This window comes from Microbulbifer epialgicus (assembly GCF_041447265.1).
GTDB classification, from domain to species: Bacteria; Pseudomonadota; Gammaproteobacteria; order Pseudomonadales; family Cellvibrionaceae; genus Microbulbifer; species Microbulbifer epialgicus.
On the sequence record NZ_JBGMEK010000007.1, the window covers coordinates 39,489 to 59,768 of the forward strand.

Annotated in this window: 15 protein-coding genes; 4 read left to right on the forward strand and 11 right to left on the reverse strand. The window is 55.1% G+C overall.

All coding sequences use genetic code 11. The features are described from left to right. Positions 1-44 precede the first annotated feature (44 nt). From hfq to ACCI49_RS05130, 6 genes are all read right to left on the reverse strand, one after another. Positions 45-329, reverse strand: coding sequence for an RNA chaperone Hfq (gene hfq, locus ACCI49_RS05105; RefSeq protein WP_020413623.1), 285 nt, complete (start codon positions 327-329; stop codon positions 45-47). A gap of 189 nt (positions 330-518) precedes the next feature. Further along, positions 519-1,442 (reverse strand): tRNA (adenosine(37)-N6)-dimethylallyltransferase MiaA, encoded by a 924-nt coding sequence (miaA, locus tag ACCI49_RS05110; protein ID WP_371837966.1) that lies wholly within the window; start codon positions 1,440-1,442, stop codon positions 519-521. Between the two features lie 70 nt (positions 1,443-1,512). Continuing rightward, positions 1,513-3,399: a DNA mismatch repair endonuclease MutL gene (gene mutL / locus ACCI49_RS05115; RefSeq protein ID WP_371837900.1), complete on the reverse strand. Its 1,887-nt coding sequence runs from the start codon at positions 3,397-3,399 to the stop codon at positions 1,513-1,515. Between the two features lie 55 nt (positions 3,400-3,454). Then, positions 3,455-4,765 carry an N-acetylmuramoyl-L-alanine amidase gene (locus ACCI49_RS05120; protein WP_371837901.1) on the reverse strand — a complete coding sequence of 437 codons (1,311 nt, stop codon included), beginning with the start codon at positions 4,763-4,765 and terminating at the stop codon, positions 3,455-3,457. Between the two features lie 60 nt (positions 4,766-4,825). Then, positions 4,826-5,311 carry a tRNA (adenosine(37)-N6)-threonylcarbamoyltransferase complex ATPase subunit type 1 TsaE gene (tsaE, locus tag ACCI49_RS05125; RefSeq protein WP_371837902.1) on the reverse strand — a complete coding sequence of 162 codons (486 nt, stop codon included), beginning with the start codon at positions 5,309-5,311 and terminating at the stop codon, positions 4,826-4,828. Positions 5,312-5,313: 2 nt separating this feature from the next. Next, on the reverse strand, positions 5,314-6,795 hold the full coding sequence (locus ACCI49_RS05130; protein WP_371837903.1) for an NAD(P)H-hydrate dehydratase: 1,482 nt from the start codon (positions 6,793-6,795) through the stop codon (positions 5,314-5,316). A 135-nt stretch (positions 6,796-6,930) separates the two neighbouring features. Here ACCI49_RS05130 and queG point away from each other — a divergent pair, with 135 nt between their 5' ends. Then, positions 6,931-8,037, forward strand: a complete 1,107-nt coding sequence (gene queG / locus ACCI49_RS05135; RefSeq protein WP_371837904.1) for a tRNA epoxyqueuosine(34) reductase QueG — start codon at positions 6,931-6,933, stop codon at positions 8,035-8,037. 35 nt (positions 8,038-8,072) lie between these two features. Here the strand turns inward: queG and orn are convergent, their stop codons facing one another. Beyond that, complete coding sequence (gene orn, locus ACCI49_RS05140; protein WP_371837905.1) at positions 8,073-8,612, reverse strand: oligoribonuclease; 540 nt, start codon at positions 8,610-8,612, stop codon at positions 8,073-8,075. An 86-nt stretch (positions 8,613-8,698) separates the two neighbouring features. Here orn and rsgA point away from each other — a divergent pair, with 86 nt between their 5' ends. Genes rsgA through asd form a run of 3 tightly spaced genes read left to right on the forward strand, consistent with a single transcriptional unit; the run spans position 8,699 to position 11,420 of the window. Then, positions 8,699-9,739 (forward strand): small ribosomal subunit biogenesis GTPase RsgA, encoded by a 1,041-nt coding sequence (rsgA, locus tag ACCI49_RS05145; protein ID WP_371837906.1) that lies wholly within the window; start codon positions 8,699-8,701, stop codon positions 9,737-9,739. Continuing rightward, complete coding sequence (locus tag ACCI49_RS05150; protein ID WP_371837907.1) at positions 9,736-10,530, forward strand: sulfurtransferase; 795 nt, start codon at positions 9,736-9,738, stop codon at positions 10,528-10,530. The genes rsgA and ACCI49_RS05150 overlap by 4 nt, the downstream gene beginning before the upstream one ends. Before the next feature lie 26 nt (positions 10,531-10,556). Continuing rightward, positions 10,557-11,420, forward strand: coding sequence for an archaetidylserine decarboxylase (asd, locus tag ACCI49_RS05155; RefSeq protein ID WP_371837908.1), 864 nt, complete (start codon positions 10,557-10,559; stop codon positions 11,418-11,420). A gap of 59 nt (positions 11,421-11,479) precedes the next feature. Here the strand turns inward: asd and ACCI49_RS05160 are convergent, their stop codons facing one another. The 4 genes from ACCI49_RS05160 to gltB form a co-directional block, all read right to left on the reverse strand. Next, entirely contained in the window at positions 11,480-12,835 is a 1,356-nt protein-coding gene (locus ACCI49_RS05160; RefSeq protein ID WP_371837909.1) for an HD-GYP domain-containing protein, read from the reverse strand. Between the two features lie 173 nt (positions 12,836-13,008). Then, positions 13,009-14,088: a uroporphyrinogen decarboxylase gene (hemE, locus tag ACCI49_RS05165; RefSeq protein WP_371837910.1), complete on the reverse strand. Its 1,080-nt coding sequence runs from the start codon at positions 14,086-14,088 to the stop codon at positions 13,009-13,011. A 161-nt stretch (positions 14,089-14,249) separates the two neighbouring features. Then, the gene (locus ACCI49_RS05170) at positions 14,250-15,668 is read right to left on the reverse strand and encodes a glutamate synthase small subunit GltD family protein (RefSeq protein WP_371837911.1); all 1,419 of its coding nucleotides are present in this window, start codon (positions 15,666-15,668) and stop codon (positions 14,250-14,252) included. Between the two features lie 20 nt (positions 15,669-15,688). Continuing rightward, positions 15,689-20,137 (reverse strand): glutamate synthase large subunit, encoded by a 4,449-nt coding sequence (gene gltB, locus ACCI49_RS05175; RefSeq protein ID WP_371837912.1) that lies wholly within the window; start codon positions 20,135-20,137, stop codon positions 15,689-15,691. Positions 20,138-20,280: the final 143 nt, after the last annotated feature.

Below are 20,280 nucleotides of genomic sequence, written 5' to 3' on the forward strand. Positions count from 1 at the left end.
AGGCGCCCCAGCCATGGGGGCGCTAGTCAAATTGCGCGGTTCTATCAGCTAAAGGATTCGCGCTCACCGCCTTCTCCGTTACCCTCACCACCGTGCTGCGCCGCCGGATTCAGCAGAGGCACGCGTACAGCGCGAGACGGAACGACTGTAGAAATAGCGTGCTTGTACACCATCTGGCTGACGGTATTTTTTAATAACACCACAAACTGGTCGAAAGATTCAATTTGGCCTTGGAGCTTGATGCCGTTTACCAGATAGATAGAAACCGGGATACGCTCTTTGCGCAATACGTTGAGGTAAGGGTCTTGTAAGCTATGCCCTTTTGACATCTTTTTTCTCCTTGTCAAAAAGCTGAATGCGGTATGCAGGCCGCAATCGCACCCGCGAAGAGCGCGGATCAAAGAACGACTGAGGTTGAATACGCGTGTAAGTAGTGTAGTAGCGAGCCGAAAAGGCCGGCTCTTTGAAAACTGACTGAATGAGCTTGTCGTTTATTAGCCCAACCACGTTATGGATGCTCAGGCGAGAAATTTCAAGGCTTCCGCCAATATTTCGTCATTCTCACGCACCCTGCCATCGGCATCCTGAGTATACAAAGTTTGCAAGTCAGGCCAGCGTCGCAGCCAGGTCAACTGGCGCTTGGCCAGCTGGCGTGTAGCCGCAACACCCGCCGCAACCATTTCATCGTAATCACATCGACCATCCAGGTAATGCCAGACCTGACGATAGCCCACTGACCGAATTGCCGGCAGATCTTCGTGCAGATCGCCACGCGCACGCAGGCCTCGCACCTCATCGACAAACCCAGCATTGAGCATCCGCTTAAAGCGCAGCTCAATGCGCTGGTGCAACAGCCCTCGATCCCTCGGCATAATTGCCAGCTGGCTCACATGGTAACGCTCCTGCACCCCACTGCTGGATTGCTCACGGCGCAACTGGGACAAAGGCACTCCGGTGAGACGGTAAACTTCCAAGCCCCTTTCGATTCGCACCGAATGGTTAGGATGCAATTCTGCCGCTAATTGCGGATCCACTTCGGCTAGCTCCGCGTGCAGAGCAGGCCAGCCCTCTCGTTCAGCTTGCGACTCTATCTCTGCGCGCAATTGGGCATCGGCTTCAGGCAGTTTTGCCATACCTTCTAGGAGAGCGCGGAAGTACAACATAGTTCCGCCTACCAGCAAAGGGATCTTACTCGCTGCACTGATTTCGTCCATAGCTTGGAGAGCATCTTTGCGAAATCGCCCTGCGGAATAGGACTCACTAGGATCGCAATTATCGATAAGGCGATGGGGATAATGCGCCAGCTCTTGAGGGCTCGGTTTGGCTGAACCCAGATCCAGGCCCCGATACACCAGCGCCGAATCGACACTTATCAATTCAACCGGCAGATTGTCGGCCAGAGCCATAGCCAGATCCGTCTTGCCCGATGCCGTGGGGCCCATCAAGAAAATTGCGCGGGGTTTGTCGCCCGAGGTACGCTCGCTCAAATCACCACCTACTTCCAGTTCGCGCTTATTGACCGCGCATAAACCACTTATCCATATCCGCCAGTTTAACCTGGGTCCAGGTGGGCCGGCCGTGATTGCACTGGCCGCTGCGCTCGGTGCGCTCCATATCCCGTAACAGAGCATTCATTTCAGGCACCGTCAGACGGCGATTGGCACGCACCGAACCGTGGCAGGCCATGGTGCCAAGCACTTCGTTAATGCGCTCACCGATACGTTCACTATCACCCTGTCCCAATAAGTCGGAAAGCACATCACGCACCAGCTGCTCCACCTCCGCGCCATGCAACATGGTAGGCACTTGGCGCACCAGTAGGGTCTCAGGACCGGCGCGCTGCAATACAAAGCCAAGAGACGTAAAGACTTCACTGCGCTCCTCGAAACAATCCGCCTCGCGCTGGCTTACTGCCAAACTCACCGGCACCAGTAGCGGCTGGGCCTGGATACCACCAGCGGCGTGAGCGACTTTCATCTGTTCGTAAACAATGCGCTCATGGGCGGCATGCATATCCACCACAATCATGCCCTGCTCGTTCTGCGCGAGAATATAAATCCCATGCAACTGGGCAATAGCAAACCCCAGCGGCGGTACATCTTCATCGGAACTTACTTCACCGCCTGCGGGCACTGGTGCCACTGCAGGCACAGCGCGAGGAGACCCAGCCCCACTCGCTACGGGCTCAGCAACTACAGCATCTTCCTGATAGGGTTCATGCAGTGCACCGTAGGCTTTCATCTGCTGCTGCAGACTTCCCGGAGATGGTCTATTGCTCAGCGGCATCTTCTGCTGCCCAGCAAACTCTCCGGCCTGGATACCGGAAACTTTGTCTACACTCGCAACCTCTGTATCCTCAGCCGCCTCCTCTACGGCCTCTTCACGCTGTCCTGGTCGCACATCAGCCAGGGCCCGGTGCAAACTGCCAAACAGGAAATCATGCACCAAACGGCCATCGCGAAAGCGCACCTCGTGCTTGGTTGGGTGCACGTTAACATCCACTGATGCGGGGTCCAGTTCCAAGTAGAGTACAAATGCAGGATGGCGACCGTGATAGAGCACATCGGCAAAAGCACGGCGCACCGCATGGCTCACTACCTTGTCGCGAATTGCACGGCCATTGACATAGAAAAACTGCAAGTCGGCCTGGGAGCGTGAGAATGCAGGCTCAGCCACCCAACCCCAGAGACGCAGACCATTTCGTTCCACATCAATATGCAGGGCATTTTGCATAAAAGCCGGGCCGCAAACCTGGGCAACACGGCGTTCCATTTCAACACGGCCACTGCCTGCTCGCAGGTTATGCACTCCTTTGCCGTTATGGCGCAAACTGATGGAGACATCAAAACGGGACAAGGCCAAACGCTTAATGGTGTCATCAATGCGGTTAAATTCAGTCTTCTCGGTACGCAGGAATTTGCGTCTCGCAGGGGTATTAAAAAATAGATCACGCACATCCACGGTGGTACCGCGAGGGTGGGCAGCCGGGGATAGCTGCGCCTGCATATCACGCCCTTCTGCACTCACCTGCCAGCCCTTGCCACTCTCATAACGGCTGCTGGTCAGCGCCAAGCGCGCTACTGAGGAAATACTGGCGAGAGCCTCACCGCGAAAACCAAGGGTCGCTACAGCCTCGAGATCTTCCAACACATGAATCTTTGAAGTAGCGTGGCGGGCCAGGGCCATAGGCAGGTCTTCGCGTTCGATACCTTTACCGTTATCGCGCACTTTCATACGTTTGATACCGCCGTTATCGACATCCACTTCCAAGCGTGTGGCGCCGGCATCAAGAGAGTTTTCCAACAACTCTTTAATAACCGAAGCCGGGCGCTCCACCACTTCACCGGCGGCGATCTGGTTGGCGAGGCGGGGCGATAATTGTTGGATACGTTCGTGCATGACTCTGGCCTGTTAACGCTTATTTGACCGGCCTGAAAGGCTATAGGGTTCGATATTAACCCGAGGGAATACTTAGAGTTTGACCCACGCGAATCACTGAGTTTTTAATGCCGTTGGCCCTCATTAAGGCTGTAACAGAAACATCATATCGCGCGGCTATCCCAGACAATGTCTCACCTCGGGCAATTATATGGCGTCGCGACTTGGTGCCCTGATTGGCTGCTAGCCAAGTGCCTGCCGGCGGCCGACGGTTGAAGTAGCCCACTATACCTTCGCTGAGTTTTTCTGCCATACGCTGTTGGAATTTAGGGTCACTCAAGCGTCGAGACTCATAGGGATTAGTGATAAAGCCTGTTTCTACCAGGATTGAGGGTACGTCGGGGTTGCGTAGCTCCGAGAAATTTGCCTGCTCCACTTTCTTTTTGTGCAAATGGGTAAAACTACCCAGGGAGTTCAATACGCTGGCACCAATATCGAGACTCGCATTCATAGTCGCAGTCATCGACAGGTCCAATAACACCCCGGCAAGAGTATCATCCTTGTCATCCAGACTCAGGTCTCCCGCTCCCCCAATTAAGTCAGACTCATTTTCTCGCTGAGCCAAGAAGCGCGCCGTCTCACTGGTCGCCCCTCGAGAGGAAACAGCATAGACACCAGCACCACGAGCCTCCTTTCGGGTAAAGGCATCGGCGTGAATTGAGACATACAAATCAGCGCGCATTTTGCGCCCTTTTTTCACTCGCTGTCTCAGGGGAATAAAATAATCACCTGTTCTTACCAATTTCGCGCTAAATCCCCGCTCTCGATCAAGCTCCCGCTGAAGTTTGCGCGCTATCGCCAGCACCACATCCTTCTCCCGCAGACCGCCAGGACCTAGAGCCCCCGGATCCTCGCCCCCGTGACCAGCATTTACAGCGATAACGATATCTCGTTCACTACTTACTTGTTGTAGAGTCTTTTCTTGATTTTCAACTTTGTCGTAAAGATCGATTACCAGGCGATCTGGCAATTGCTCGTGGCGACGCAGGGCAAAACTACGTGGATTGATCTGCCGTTTGAGGTCGAGAACCACACGCAGATCTTTCTTATTTTGGCGCGCGTGGCGCACCTGAGAGATAGGAGTGCCTTTTAGATCCAGTGCATCCAACTGAGCCTTCAGTTTGGTATCAGTAATATCCACCACTACCCGGTGTGGTCCACTCAGGGTAAAGAGCTTGTGCTCCGCCGGTCCACTCAAATCAAAAACCAGGCGTGTGTGATCCGGCGCGCGCCACAGGCGTACGCCTTCCACTTCTGCCGCCTTTAACGGTACTACTACCACCAGCCCGAAAACCAGGGCCAAAAGTGACCGCCACATCAAACTCATTACATCCCAATCCTTTCGCTTATTGTTATTCACACGCCCTCGAAATAAGGTCTGCCGATACTATTGCAGCAATTTTTCCAGCGTATCGAGCACTGCCGCGCCCTGTTTGGAGTGAGCAGTCAGCAATAACTGTCTACCGCTATCTGGCACCTCCAGGTCCAGTTGCAAATCCGGCTCCGGCAATACGCCAGCCCCGCGCTCCGGCCATTCCACCAGACTCAGACTGTGGGCGGCGAAATAATCCCGCACCCCCATAAACTCCAGCTCCTCGGCGTCACCCAGCCGGTAGAGATCGAAATGATAAATTCGTTGCGTACCCAGCTCATAGGGCTCTACCAACGTATAGGTGGGACTCTTTACTGCACCATCATGACCAAAAGCCCTTAAAACGCCGCGACAAAAAGTGGTTTTCCCCGCACCCAACTGGCCATTCAGATACAGCGTCAGTCCATGCTGCAGGCCACTTGCCAGGCATGCGCGCCCCAGCGCCTCTCCACTGGCGACTGTTGCTTCTTCGTCCGCCAAATGTAATTTGAGTTCACTCACTATCAATCTACCAATCGTCGAATCCAAGGCAGTAAATCAGTGGCCAACAAACCTCGCTGGCCATCCTCAGCAGCGCGATTACCGGCTTCTCCATGCAGCCAAACTGCCAGACGGGCCGCTTCAACCAGGGGCAAGTGCTGCCCGATCAGTGCAGCAACGATACCGGTAAGCAGATCGCCCATACCACCAGAGGCCATACCCGGATTACCGCTATTTATCAGATCTACACCACCATCGTGGGCAATCAGGGTACCTGCGCCCTTAAGTATCACCACACCACTGAACTTTTCCTGAACTGCGGCAGCTGCTTCACGGGGATCGGCCAGTACATCGTCAGTGTCACAACCGAGCAGGCGTGCCGCCTCTCCCACATGGGGGGTCAGTACCCAATCATTCCGTTTCACGCCGGCCAATACCCGCCCTTCGGACAGGATATTTAACGCATCCGCATCCACCACTAATGGCACCTCTGCTCGCCCCGCGCGGGCTAACAGCTGTTCGCTCCAGGGCGAGCGCCCGAGGCCGGGACCGACAGCTATAACACTGGGGCCGTCCAGCAGTGGCTCCAGCTCCTGGCCGGAAATTACCGGATGAGCCATAACTTCAGGACAACGAGTCAAAGCTGCAGAGAGGTGCTCAGGGCGAGTAGCCAGAGAAATCAGACCGGCTCCAGCCCGCGCGCTGGACTGAGCAGCCATAAGTGCAGCACCGCCAAAGCCGCTATCGCCTCCGACGATCAGAATATGGCCAAACTGATTTTTAAAGGTGTCCGCAGCACGCACTGGCAAGCGTTTAATACCCTCCGCCGTGTAGCGGTGCACTGCGGCATCAACATCACAGTAGGCCTGCGCTGGCGCGCCCAGATCCTCGAACTGGACCTCACCGCATAGCGCCGGGCCTCGACCACAATAGAGGCCGAGTTTGCGCCCGATAAAAGTCACCGTCATATCCGCATGTACGGCGAGGTCAGCGGTTCCCATATCGGCGCTTAGACCGGACGGGATATCCACAGCCAATACCGGCCCAGGACTCTTCTCAATTCTCTCCACCGCATGGGCGACATCCACGCGCAGTGCCCCACTAAACCCAGTACCAAGCAGAGCATCCACGATCAGGGTGTTGCCATCGGCATTGTCCAACTCTGCTAAGGAAGTCAGCACCTGTACGCCTTCTCGGCGGGCGTATTCGCAGGCTTCATGCGCATCACCTTTCAGCTTATCCGGCTCAGTACAGGCATAAACCGTAACCGGGATCTTTTTTTGCGCTGCCAGGGCCGCAACCACATAGCCATCCCCACCATTATTACCGCCGCCACAAAAGACCTGTATACGGCCAATATCAGGCCACTGTGCCTGCAAATGCTTGAAGGCCGCGCGGCCGGCACGTTTCATTAATCGAATGGATGGAATTTCCAGCGCTGCTATGGTTTGTCGGTCGAGTTCCCGGACCGATTCGGCACTGTACAAAGGTTGAGGCGTGTCCATGCGGCTCCCGCAATGTGGTCAAGAATTCATCTGTGGCAAAATAGGCGATTGCATCGCTGTCAGTTGCACTGCCAGCAGAGTATACCGCCCCGGCCAGTCAATGTGCTTGCATGGGATATCGAGCCGCTTTTACCTATGACCAAATCACTGCTCGCAGAATTAGCCGACCTGATTAAAATCTGGGGGCGGGAGCTGGGCTTTCAGCAAATTGGCATTACTGATTGCCAGCTGGAGGAGGATGGCGAGCGCCTACAAGCATGGATTGATGCCGGTTACAGCGCGGATATGGAATGGATGAGTGCACACGGGGAAAAGCGCTGGCGCCCTGGTTTACTGGAAGAAGGGACTGTCCGTGTTATAAGCGCACGCCTGGATTACCTTCCTCCGGACACTCAGCCAATTAAAGTGCTGAAAGATTCGAGCAAAGCCTATATTTCCCGCTACTCCACTGGCCGCGATTACCATAAGCTGATTCGCAAGCGCCTGGCGAATCTAACCAAAAAAATAGATGCCTTCTGTGCCGAGCACGGGATCGAATCCAAAGGGCGCGCATTTACCGATAGTGCCCCGGTAATGGAGCGAGCATTAGCTCGTAAGGCTGGGCTCGGCTGGATAGGCAAGAACTGCTTACTGATTAACTCTAAGGCCGGGTCGTTCTTTTTCCTCGGCGAAATCTATACCAACCTACCGCTACCTGTCGACGAAGGTGACTTCGCCGATGAGTGCGGCGACTGTGTAGCCTGTCTCCGGGTATGCCCAACCGATGCCTTTATCGGTCCTCGGACCCTGGATGCGGGCCGCTGTATCTCCTACCTGACCATCGAAAATAAAGGGCCGATACCCGAGGAATTTCGCGAGCCCATCGGAAACCGTGTATTTGGCTGCGACGACTGCCAGACAATCTGCCCCTGGAACAAATTCGCCAAACCCACTGCCGAACAGGATTTCCACCCGCGCCACGGACTGGATAACGGCGAGTTACTGGCACTATTCAACTGGAGCGAAGAGGAGTTTCTGCGCAAAACTGAAGGCTCGCCCATTCGCCGTATTGGTTACGAGCGCTGGCAGCGCAATCTGGCGGTTGCCCTCGGCAATGGCGAACCCATCGATGCGGTTTTGGATACCCTGGAACAGGCCCGGCCAACCGCCACACCGCTGGTGCTTGAACATATCGACTGGGCCCTGGCACGCCTGCGTGGTGGCCGAAAGCGCAAGCGCAAGATCAAGCGCGCTCCCAAATAGGGAACGCAACGACATACAAAGCCAAGGGGCAAGGATTAGAGCCGGAAAAAAGTCTCACGGTAATGGCGCAGCTCTTCGATCGAGTCACGGATATCATCAAGAGCCAGGTGGTTACTGTGCTTTTTCACCCCCTCCAGCACTTCCGGGCGCCAGCGCCTGGCCAGCTCCTTCACCGAACTCACATCCAGGTTGCGATAGTGGAAGTAGGATTCCAACTGCGGCATATATTTGACTAAAAAGCGGCGATCTTGGCCGATAGAGTTACCACACATAGGGGACGCACCCTCCGGTACCCAGTGGCGCAAGAACTCTATAGTTTCGCGCTCTGCCTCTCGCTCGGATATGGCCGACTCTTTCACCCGTGCTACCAGACCAGATCCACCATGCTGCTCGGTGTTCCAATCATCCATTGCATTCAACAGCACATCACTCTGGTGAATTACCATCGCAGGGCCTTCAGCGAGAACATTTAGACGCGAATCGGTCACAATAGTAGCGATCTCGATAATGCGCTCTTTCTCTGGATTGAGGCCGGTCATCTCCAGATCGATCCAAATCAGGTTGTTCTGATCCACAGGGGGTCTCCTCAAACTTTCCGCGCAAGTTACCGTAACTACCCAGCAATAGCTATAATCCGCCGCTGATCCCCAGGTGCCAATGCATGAGTAAACGCAAATTGAACCGACGCCAGCAGTGGCGTATCTCCAAAATCCAGCAGGAACGCGAGGCGCGCGCACGCAAGCGCGAGCAGTCGGCGGAACAAGCGATGGATGAAGGCCAACTGGCCCAGGAACAAACCGGCCTGGTGATCGCCAATTATGGCACCCAGATATTGGTGGAGAGTGAAAGGGACTCCTCCCTGCGCCAGCGCTGCCACCTGCGTGCCAACATTGAGACATTGGTGACCGGCGATCATGTTGCCTGGCGCCCGGCCACGAGTGATAGCGATGGTGGCTATGGTGTGGTCGGTGCACGCCTACCCCGTACATCGGAATTGCAGCGACCAGATCGCTACGGCGATTTAAAAACCGTGGCCGCCAATATCGATCGTATTGTCATCGTTATAGCACCCTATCCCGAGCCCTTCGCCAATGCTATCGATCGCTACCTGGTAGCGGCAGAAACCACCGGCATTCCACCTATTTTATTGCTCAACAAAATCGACCTGATCAACGACAGTAACCGCAAAGCACTGGATGAGTTGCTGGCCCCTTACCCAGACCTGGGTTATCCGGTGCTAAAACTCTCCACCAAAACCGGTGAGGGCTTACCCCAATTACTGGAAACCCTGGCCCTGGGCAGCAGTGTTTTTGTAGGACAATCCGGCGTGGGAAAATCATCATTGGTGAACGCACTGCTCCCAAGTGCCGGCGCACGTACTGGTGCGCTTTCACAAGCCACCTTGAAAGGCACCCACACCACTACTGCGGCGGAACTGTTTCACCTGCCAAGTGGCGGCGATTTGATAGACTCCCCTGGCATCCGTGAATTTGGCCTCTGGCATATGGAGGAAACTGCGCTGCTGGAAGGTTTTGTAGAGTTCCGCCCCTTTATCGGCCACTGTCGCTTCAGGGACTGCCGTCACCAGGGTGAACCTGGTTGCGCCATCCACGAAGCACTGGCCAGTGGCGATATCAGCGAGCGCCGCATGAACAGTTTCTTACACCTGCGCAACAGCCTGGAATCGGAGAATAAATTTTGAACCTGATTATCGAAGCGGAAGATCTCGCTGCCGAGCTAGAGCGCGAGGAACTTCTAATTGTCGACCTCAGCTCCAACCAAAACTATCTGAGCGGCCATATTCCTGGCGCCTTGCACCTGCCTTTCCAGGCTTTGATGGCCGGCACTCCTCCAGCGCCCGGGAAATTGCCAGACCTGGAACAGTTGACCCAAATATTCCGTGCAATTGGCTTGCGTCCAGAAACCCATGTCGTCGCCTGCGATGATGAAGGGGGCGGCTGGGCTGGACGCTTTCTGTGGACCCTGGAGATGATCGGCCACCATAACTACAGCTATCTGAATGGTGGCATGCACGCCTGGCGCAGTGCTGGCCTGCCTCTTTCCACTGACGAGCCGCAGACCAACCCCAGCGATATTAAAATATCCATCGATTCAGCCCCATCCATTGACACCGAACAAATTCAGGCACAGCTAGGCAACCCGGATTTTATTATTTGGGATGCGCGCTCACCGCAAGAATATTCTGGTGAACGGGTATTGGCCATGAAAGGTGGTCATATTCCCGGTGCTATCAACTGCGAATGGACCCAGCTTATGGATCCCCAGCGAGACATGCGTATCCGCGCCGATGCACGGGAATTTCTCGCCAAGCTGGGAATTGACGACAAGCACAAGATCGTTACCCATTGTCAAAGCCACCACCGCTCTGGCTTCACCTGGCTGGTGGGTAAATCCCTAGGCTTCGATATATGCGCCTACCCCGGTTCCTGGAGCGAGTGGGGTAACCTGCCCGATACACCGGTAGAACAGTAAGAATCATCAAGAAACGTTGTAATTCTATGAACCCAAAACTCTTTACCGCACTGCAGTACCTGACTCCGCAGCACGCCTTGTCCCGCGCTGCCGGCTGGCTGGCGAACACACAAATCAAATCGATCAAAGACCCCTTTACCCGCTGGTTTGTGGATAAGTACGGCGTCAATATGCAGGAGGCAAAGGAGACCGACTGTACCGCCTATCGCACCTTTAACGATTTTTTCACCCGCGAACTAAAAGAAGGCGCACGTCCCATTATCACCGGCGAGCACAGCCTTGCCTGTCCGGCGGATGGTGCCATCAGCCAACTGGGCGGCATCCACAACGGCCGCATATTCCAGGCCAAGGGACACGACTACAGCCTGCTCGAGCTTGTGGGCGGGGATCCGGAGCTGGCAGCACAGTTTAACGACGGCCATTTCGCCACGATTTATCTGTCACCCAAAGATTACCACCGTGTGCATATGCCTGTGGCCGGTACCCTGCGCAATATGACCTACGTGCCAGGCCAACTCTTTTCAGTCAACACAGTAACAGCGGAAAATGTGCCGCGCTTGTTCGCCCACAATGAGCGGCTGGTGTGTGTATTCGATACCGTGGCAGGCCCCATGGCCATGATTCTTGTGGGCGCTATGATTGTTGCCGGTATTGAAACCATATGGGCGGGCCAGGTAACTCCACACAAGCGCGATGTGCGCAGCACCAATTATCTCAACACCTCGCCAATCCACCTGAAAAAGGGCGAAGAGATGGGCCGCTTTAAGCTGGGGTCCACAGTTATTATGCTGTTCGGCGCGGATCAGGTACGCTGGCTTGACTCCCTGAATGCGGAAACCCCGGTACGAATGGGAGAGCACTTCGGCAATCTACTCGCTGAGAAAGACTGAACTTGAAGGGGCGACTTACACCGCCCATCATGGATAATTTAGGTAGTGGGTAGCAGCTGTTATTTCGCCAGACGAGAAATCAACCGGGATAGCTGCCCATTACCTTTAAACAAATAATTATCCCGCACCGCAGCTGTATCCACCTGGGGGTAAGCACCGGGCTCGATATCACGCAAGATTCTCACTTGCTCCTGAGCGCTCATCTTACCCCGCTCAATCAGCTTCTTCGCACGATCCTCAGCCTCAGCCAGATCGAGAAGGCGAGGTTTATTCAACTGACGTTTGTGTTCATCCAAGATAATCATCACCTTGGGCCTGAGGCGACGGTCGTAAGTTTGCTCCACTACCACGCCCACTTCACCACTGGAAAGCTCCACCTGGGTACCCGTTGGGTAAAGGCCTATCGCCTGAATAAACTCCACTACCAGCTGCTCCTGATAGGCAATACCGCGCAGATCATACAAACTGGCCACAGCGCGAGAAGGGGCTACAGGTTCGCTGACGCCACGGGGGTTAGTCGCTTCATCGTAAAAGGTCACGATTCCGCACATACGCGCCAACACGGGTATCTTGTCGCTCCGCAGGCCATCTGAATAACCACTGCCATCATGGCGTTCGCGGTGGCAGCGCACAATATTGATTACCTGGGGGTCAACCTGAGCATCGGCGGAGAGCATGCGCACACTGTGCTGAACAAACTTTCGATACTCCAGCTCACTGCGCGGATCGCGTTGCTTCATTTGCAACACTTCAGCCGGGATAGCCAATTTACCGACATCCTTGAGAAGGGTCGCCACCCCCAGCTGTAATAGCTCCCGTCTTCCCAGTCCGATATGACGGCCAAACAGTACCGCCCAGATACTCGCCCTCACTGAGTGGCTATAGGTATGCTCATCTTTATCCCGCACCCGCGCCAGCCAGGCGAAGGCATCGGGACTGCGCAACACACTTTCCACCAGATCTTCCACCACCCGATTGACCTGTTGCACCGGTAGCGGCCGGTTGCTGGCCACCAACCCCATTACCTCACCCATGCCCTGCAATATCTGCCCATGCAGTTTGCGTGCATTGCTGGCTTCGCGACGGGCAGGCTGTGGCATTGGGTATGCCTTATGGGAAATCGCCACAGGACGACAGGGGATAGTTACGCGGGGAGCATTGCGGCCTTGGCCAGCTGCGCCGGCACCGCTGCCACCGACCAGGCGACGTAGAGTCGCACCAGCACTGCCAACGGTCTTGTGAACATCCACATAGACAAAGCGGCAGTATTTTTGCAGCTGCCGTATCTCCTCCAGGTCGCGAATATAAAAGCCCTGCAGCGCAAAAGGTGTCTGTGTCCAGGGCTTGTCTAGCCTGGAAACAAACATGCCGCGCTGTAGGTCACCGACGGAGATTTTTGCCTGTTCGATTGCCACTTGGAGAGGTGCCGACTACTGAGATAATTACTTGAAAACTGCCCAATGCTAAGGAGCAGAGTGCCTCTATCGGGACTCTTTGGGCAGGCGCACATTTATATCACGGAGAGATATTGACGAGCACCCGCCCAAAGTGAGACCGCATTCACAGACTCAGACACCAGTTGGAACACTTAGACGTGATACTTCGCAGAAAGCTCCACTACCGCCTCAATCATGGCGCCGGCGTGCGCAGGATCGACCTTTGGAGTAATTCCGTGACCGAGATTAAATACATGACCACTACCACGACCAAATGCCCGCAGAATAGATTCCACTTCCTGGCGGATACGCTCGGGGCTGGCATAGAGGACTGAGGGGTCAAGGTTGCCCTGCAGGGCCACTCGCTCACCGACACGGGCGCGGGCACTGCCAATATCTGTAGTCCAATCCAGGCCCAGTGCGTCGGCACCAGTCTCCGCCATCGCCTCCAACCACTGCCCACCGCCTTTGGTGAACAGGATGGCGGGTACACGACGGCCGTCGACTTCCTTAATCAAGCCACCGAGGATACGCGCCATATACTGCAAGGAGAACTCGCGGTAGGCACTGTGGCTCAGCGCTCCACCCCAGGTATCAAAGATCTGCACAGCTTGGGCACCGGCACGTATCTGCGCATTCAGGTAGTCGGTTACAGAATCGGCCAATACTGATAGCAGCTGGTGCATTAACTCTGGGCGGTTATAGAGCATTTCTTTGCAGCGGGCGAAATCCTTACTGGAGCCACCCTCAATCATATAGGTGGCCAGGGTCCAGGGGCTGCCGGAAAAACCTATCAGCGGTACACGCCCATTCAGCTCCCGGCGAATGGTGGACACAGCATTCATCACGTAATCCAGGTCCCGCTCACTGTTAACCACTTCCAGTGACTCAATATCTGCCGCAGTACGCAGAGGTTTATGGAACTTCGGGCCTTCGCCCTCAGAAAAATAGAGTCCCAGTCCCATGGCATCGGGGATAGTAAGGATATCGGAAAACAGGATTGCCGCATCTAGGGGATAGCGCTCCAAGGGTTGCAGTGTCACCTCGCAAGCCAGTTCGGTGTTGCGGCACAAGTCCATAAAACTACCAGCTTCGGCCCGGCTTGCGCGATACTCTGGCAGATAGCGACCCGCCTGGCGCATCATCCACACTGGCGTTCGATCCACAGGCTGGCGTAGCAGGGCGCGAAGGAAGCGGTCGTTTTTCAATTCGGACGGTTTGGTATCAGACATATGCACACCGAGCGGGCTAAAAAGCGGCCATTGTACAGGGGGCGGGGCCACTATAAATAGAGTGGCAAAAATATAGCGGTGTGCAGCCTTGAGCTGATAGGGAAGATCAACAAAGAGAAGTATGGAGAGGGGTGTCCCCCTCTCCTAACCTGCGAGACCCATCAGATATCCAGGTAGTCGAGGATACCCTCACCGGCCTGACGCCCCTCCCAAATAGCGGTAACCACCAAATCGGAGCCGCGCACCATATCACCGCCAGCGAAGACCTTCTCATTTGAAGTCTGGAACTTGTACTTCTGCTTTTCCGGAGCGACGACGCCACCCCAATCGGCGACCGTAATATTGTGTTCAGTAAACCACCCCGCCGGGCTAGGGCGGAAGCCGAAGGCTACCAATACAATATCGGCGGGGATCACCTCCTCCGACTCAGGCACAACCTGTGGGCGACGACGGTCATTCTCATCTGGCTCACCCAATTTCGTTGTCACCACCTTAACTCCAGCAACCTTGCCGTCACCGACAATTTCCACTGGCTGGCGGTTGAAAAGGAATTGCACGCCCTCTTCTTTGGCATTGGCCACTTCTCTGCGGGAGCCGGGCATATTTTCTTCATCGCGGCGGTAGGCGCAGGTGACGCTCTTGGCGCCCAGGCGAATGGCACTGCGGTTACAGTCCATAGCGGTATCGCCACCACCGAGTACTACTACACGCTTACCCTCCACAGGTACAAATTCCGAGGGGTCTTTCTCCCAACCCATATTGCGGTTCACATTGGCCACCAGGAATGGCAGGGCATCGTGAACCCCTGAAAGGTCTTCGCCAGGGAAGCCGCCCTTCATAAAGTTGTAGGTACCCATTCCAAGGAATACCGCATCATAATCGCTGAGCAGTTGTTCGAAGCTGATGTCCTTGCCCACTTCGGTATTGAGGCAAAACTCCACCCCCATCCCCACAAAAACCTCGCGACGCTTCTGCATCACTGACTTTTCCAGTTTGAACTCCGGGATACCGAAAGTAATTAAGCCACCGATCTCTGGGTGCCTGTCGAATACTACCGGCTGCACGCCGTTGCGCACGAGGATATCGGCGCAACCCAGGCCCGCGGGGCCGGCACCAACAATCGCAACCTTCTTGCCCGTTTTTTCCACATGACTCAGATCCGGCCGCCAGCCCAGCGCAAAAGCCGTATCGGTAATGTACTTTTCGGCATTGCCGATAGTTACGGCACCAAAACCATCGTTAAGGGTGCAAGCGCCTTCACAAAGTCGATCTTGTGGGCAAACGCGTCCACAGACTTCTGGCAACGTATTTGTTTCATGGCAAAGCTCCGCCGCCTCAATCACATTCCCCTCACTGATCAATTGCAGCCAGTTGGGAATATAGTTGTGCACCGGGCACTTCCACTCACAGTAGGGGTTGCCGCAGTCCAGGCATCGGTGTGCTTGGCTGGCTACCTGGTTCTCACTGAAGGGCTGGTAGATTTCTACAAACTCATTAGTGCGAGTGATGATGTCCTTCTTTGGCGGATCGATGCGGGACACGTCGATAAACTGGAAATCGTTATTCAGTCTGTCTTTCATACTGTTTCTCCACCCCAGCCTTATTCGCCGCGCTTGCGCACGTCAGAAAGAAGATCCGCAAGGCTCGCCGCCTTGGGTTTTACCAGCCAGAAACGACTCAGGTATTCATCAAAGTTATCCAGCAGCTCCGCGCCCCAGGCGCTACCGGTTTCGGCAGCATATTCTTCTATCACCTCGCGCAGGTGGCTCTGATGCGGCTCAAGAATTTCACTGCTAATACGGCGTAACTCAATCAACTCATGGTTGCAACGGTCGAAGAAATCCCGTTCCATGTCGAGTACATAGGCAAAGCCACCGGTCATACCGGCACCAAAGTTAAAGCCGGTGCGACCTAGTACTGCAACCATGCCACCGGTCATATATTCACAGCAATGATCGCCAGCTCCCTCTACCACGGCAAAAGCACCAGAGTTACGCACGGCAAAACGCTCCCCAGCACGGCCCGCAGCAAATAGCTTGCCCCCGGTAGCGCCATACAGACAGGTATTGCCGACGATACTGGTCTCCTCGGAGGCGAAGGTACTGTTCTCAGGTGGTCGTATCACCAGCTTGCCACCGGCCATACCTTTGCCGACGTAATCATTAGCATCCCCTTCCAGATACATCTCCAAGCCACCGGCATTCCAAACACCGAACGACTGCCCTGCCACCCCTTTAAGCTGTAGCTTGATCGGTGCTTCTACCATGCCCTGATTACCATGACGCTTGGCGATCTCACCGGACAGCCTTGCCCCCAGGGAGCGGTCACAGTTGGTTACGTCATAGCTGAACTCGCCACCAGCAAGTTTCTCAATGAAAGGCAAAATCTCTTCCACCATTCGCTCGGCCAGTTCGCCCTTGTCCCAGGGCTCATTCCTGGCAGACTGGCAGGTTTGCGGTTTGCTATCGAGCAGCTCATCGCTATGCAGCAGTGGCGAAAGATCGAGCTTCTTCTGTTTGTCGGTCTCTCCTTCCAACACTCGCAACAGATCCACACGGCCGACCAGCTCCTCCACACTGCGCACTCCCAACCGCGCCATCCATTCGCGGGTCTCCTGGGCAATGAAACGGAAGAAATTCATCGCCATCTCAGCGGTGCCGATATAGTGTTCATCGCGCAGATTCTTACGCTGGGTAGCAACGCCGGTAGCACAGTTATTCAGGTGACAGATACGCAGATACTTACAGCCAATAGCCACCATAGGTGCAGTACCAAAGCCAAAGCTCTCGGCTCCCAGGATGGCTGCTTTGATCACATCGAGACCGCTCTTTAAACCACCGTCAGTTTGCACTCGCACTTTGTCGCGCAAATCATTCGCACGGAGGGTCTGATGGGTTTCAGCTAAGCCCAACTCCCATGGAGATCCCGCATAACGGATAGAGGTTATGGGGCTAGCCGCAGTGCCGCCATCGTACCCGGAGATGGTTATCAGATCCGCATAAGCCTTGGCCACACCTGCAGCGATGGTGCCAACGCCCGGGCGCGAAACCAGTTTCACCGACACTAGCGCATCCGGGTTGACCTGCTTCAGGTCGAAAATCAGCTGGGCAAGATCCTCGATGGAATAGATATCGTGGTGAGGTGGCGGCGAAATTAGCGTCACGCCGGGCACTGAATAACGCAGGCGTGCGATCAGGCCATTTACCTTACCGCCGGGCAACTGACCTCCTTCACCGGGCTTGGCACCCTGGGCCACCTTGATCTGCAATACTTCGGCACTCACCAGATAGTGCGGTGTTACCCCAAAGCGACCGGAAGCGATCTGTTTGATCTTGGAGACTTTATCAGTGCCAAAGCGTGCCGGGTCTTCACCACCCTCACCACTATTGGAACGGCCTCCCAGCCGGTTCATTGCCTGGGCCAGTGATTCATGAGCCTCAGGCGACAGGGCCCCCAAAGACATAGCGGCAGAATCAAAGCGGCGCACAATTTGCGCAATTGGCTCCACCTCTTCCAGAGGTACTGGCTCAATATTTTCTTTAAATCCGAGCATATCCCGCAGGGTTGCTACCGGACGCTGATTTACCAATTCCGCATAATCACGCCAAGCGGAATAGTCCCCAGTACTGGCAGCGCGGCGCAGCGCGGTCACAACATCCGGATTAAAAGTGTGGTACTCCTGGCCGTGCACGTATTTGTGCAGCCCTCCAGGAGAAACCGGCTTGCGCGCCTTCCAGGCAATACTGGCACGCGATGCCATATCCGATTCCAGTTCAGCAAAACCGGCACCCTCGATACGGGTTGGCGCACCGGGGAAACACAGATCCACTACTTCTCTGGAGAGCCCCACCAGTTCGAACAGAAGGGCGCCCCGATACGAGGCCACCGTGGAAATTCCCATTTTCGATAGGATTTTCAGCAACCCTTTGATAATGCCATTGCGATAATTCTTCTGCGCTTCTGCGGCATCCAGCAGCAATTCACCAGTATCGATCAGATGATTGATAATGCTGTAAGAGAAATAGGGGTGCACAGCTGTGGCACCAACACCCACTAGACAGGCCAGTTGGTGCGCATCTCTAGCACTGGCGGTATCCACCACTACATTGGAATCACAACGCAGGCCGGCGTGCACCAAATGATGGTGTACCGCACCGGTGGCGAGCAGAGCATCAATAGGCAGCTGGCCCTTGCGAATATCGCGGTCAGAAAGCACTGCGATTACTGTACCGGCTCGGACTGAAGCCTCAACCCGCGCACACAGCCTCTCAATTGCGGTTTTCAGGTCCAGTTCTGCAGGGTCGTAATTCAGGTCGAATATTTCCGCATCAAAGCCGGGGCGATCCAAGGATAGCAATGCGGTGTATTTCATATGGGACAGAACCGGGGAAGACAGTATCACCCGGTCTGCATGTGCTGGCGTCTCTTCAAATACTGATTTCTCACGCCCCAGGCAGGTCTCCAGGGACATCACTACAGTTTCGCGCAACGGATCTATCGGCGGGTTTGTAACCTGGGCAAACTGCTGGCGAAAGTAATCGTAAAGGGAGCGGTTGTAGCGGGATAAAACCGCCATCGGCGTATCGTCCCCCATGGAGCCGACCGCTTCCTGGCCGGCTTCCGCCATCGGGCGCACCACCTTATCGCGCTCCTCCAGCGAGGAACTGAATAGTTTTTGGTAAACCTTGAACTGTTGGTGGGAAAAATTGTTATCTACAGGGGCAGTAACCAGTTTTGAGCGAATGCGTCGCGCCTTTTCCTTCAACCAACGCTTATAGGGCTGGGCGCGCTTGAGCAAATTGTCGATATCGGCGGTGTGGTACAGCTTGCCCTCCAGAGTATCCACAGAAAGCATCTGGCCGGGCCCCAGCCGCCCCTTGGCCACCACGTCTTCAGGCGCATAATCGTAAACCCCGATCTCCGAGGCCACGGTAATAATATCGTCTTTGGTAATCACCCATCGGGATGGGCGCAGACCATTGCGGTCGAGAGTACACACCGCATAGCGGCCATCCGTCATTACCAGACCGGCTGGCCCATCCCAGGGCTCCATATGCATGGAAATATATTCGTAAAAGGCGCGCAGATCTGCGTCCATGCCCTCAACATTTTGCCATGCAGGAGGTACCAACATGCGCAGCGCACGGTGTAACTCCATCCCGCCAGCAAGCAGCATTTCCAGCATGTTATCCAGACTGGAAGAGTCGGAACCCTCACGGTTTACCAGTGGAGCCAGCTCATCCAGCTCCGGGATCAGCTCTGTGACAAACTTGTTGGTACGAGCTACCGACCAGTTGCGGTTGCCAGTAATGGTATTGATCTCACCATTGTGAGCCAGCATCCTAAATGGCTGCGCCAACGGCCAGCGCGGCATGGTATTGGTAGAGAAGCGCTGGTGGAACACACAAATTGCAGTTTCCAGGCGCGGGTCGGCTAACTCCGGGAAGAACTTTGGCAGGTCCGCGGGGATCATTAAGCCTTTGTACGAAAGAACACTAGTAGAAAGGCTGGCAATATATACATCGCTACTCAACTGCTGCTCAGCCTTGCGACGCGCAACATATAAACGCGCATTGAAGCGAGCCTCTCCCAGCGGGTCCTCGGCATCATTGATCAGCAGTTGTTCAAAGCGTGGCTGACAGTCATGGGCAATGGGCCCGAGGCACTCAGAGTTGGTTGGCAGGGTACGCCAGCCGACGACTTGCAATCCTTGGGCCTCCAGCTCTTTCTCTATCGTTACGCGAGCGCTTTGGGCTTCACCCTCATCGAGAGGCAACATTACCGAACCTACCGCATAGGCATCCGTCAGTTCAGCACCAAACAGGTCGCGGGCTTCGCCGCGCAGAAATGCATCAGGCTTCTGTAGCAGGAGGCCACAGCCGTCACCTGTTTTTCCATCGGCAGCAATACCACCGCGGTGGGTCATGCAAGTAAGGGACTCAATGGCTGTCTGCACCAACTTGTGGCTCGCCACACCATGTAAATGAGCGATCAGACCAAAACCGCAGTTGTCTTTGAACTCATCCAACTGATACAGACTGCTACCCATAGAATTCCTCGTCACTATCGATTGGGGGACCTCAGGTAATTCCAAAGCTCTACCTGTTATGGGCAAAAAATGCTCAAAGCTTGCGCTGCGCTCTCCTGCGGTCCTTAGCTAAAAGATCCCAAGATAAAAAAAGCCCTCTGGTG

Bases quoted from the DNA above. Each gene is read 5' to 3' on its own strand.
- miaA (WP_371837966.1), bottom strand. From the start codon at position 1,442: ATGGGCCCCACGGCATCGGGCAAGACGGATCTGGCTATGGCTCTGGCC.
- mutL (WP_371837900.1), bottom strand. From the start codon at position 3,399: ATGCACGAACGTATCCAACAATTATCGCCCCGCCTCGCCAACCAGATC.
- ACCI49_RS05130 (WP_371837903.1), bottom strand. From the start codon at position 6,795: ATGGACACGCCTCAACCTTTGTACAGTGCCGAATCGGTCCGGGAACTC.
- queG (WP_371837904.1), top strand. From the start codon at position 6,931: ATGACCAAATCACTGCTCGCAGAATTAGCCGACCTGATTAAAATCTGG.
- gltB (WP_371837912.1), bottom strand. From the start codon at position 20,137: ATGGGTAGCAGTCTGTATCAGTTGGATGAGTTCAAAGACAACTGCGGT.
- hemE (WP_371837910.1), bottom strand. From the start codon at position 14,088: ATGTCTGATACCAAACCGTCCGAATTGAAAAACGACCGCTTCCTTCGC.
- rsgA (WP_371837906.1), top strand. From the start codon at position 8,699: ATGAGTAAACGCAAATTGAACCGACGCCAGCAGTGGCGTATCTCCAAA.
- asd (WP_371837908.1), top strand. From the start codon at position 10,557: ATGAACCCAAAACTCTTTACCGCACTGCAGTACCTGACTCCGCAGCAC.
- ACCI49_RS05170 (WP_371837911.1), bottom strand. From the start codon at position 15,668: ATGAAAGACAGACTGAATAACGATTTCCAGTTTATCGACGTGTCCCGC.
- ACCI49_RS05120 (WP_371837901.1), bottom strand. From the start codon at position 4,765: ATGAGTTTGATGTGGCGGTCACTTTTGGCCCTGGTTTTCGGGCTGGTG.
- hfq (WP_020413623.1), bottom strand. From the start codon at position 329: ATGTCAAAAGGGCATAGCTTACAAGACCCTTACCTCAACGTATTGCGC.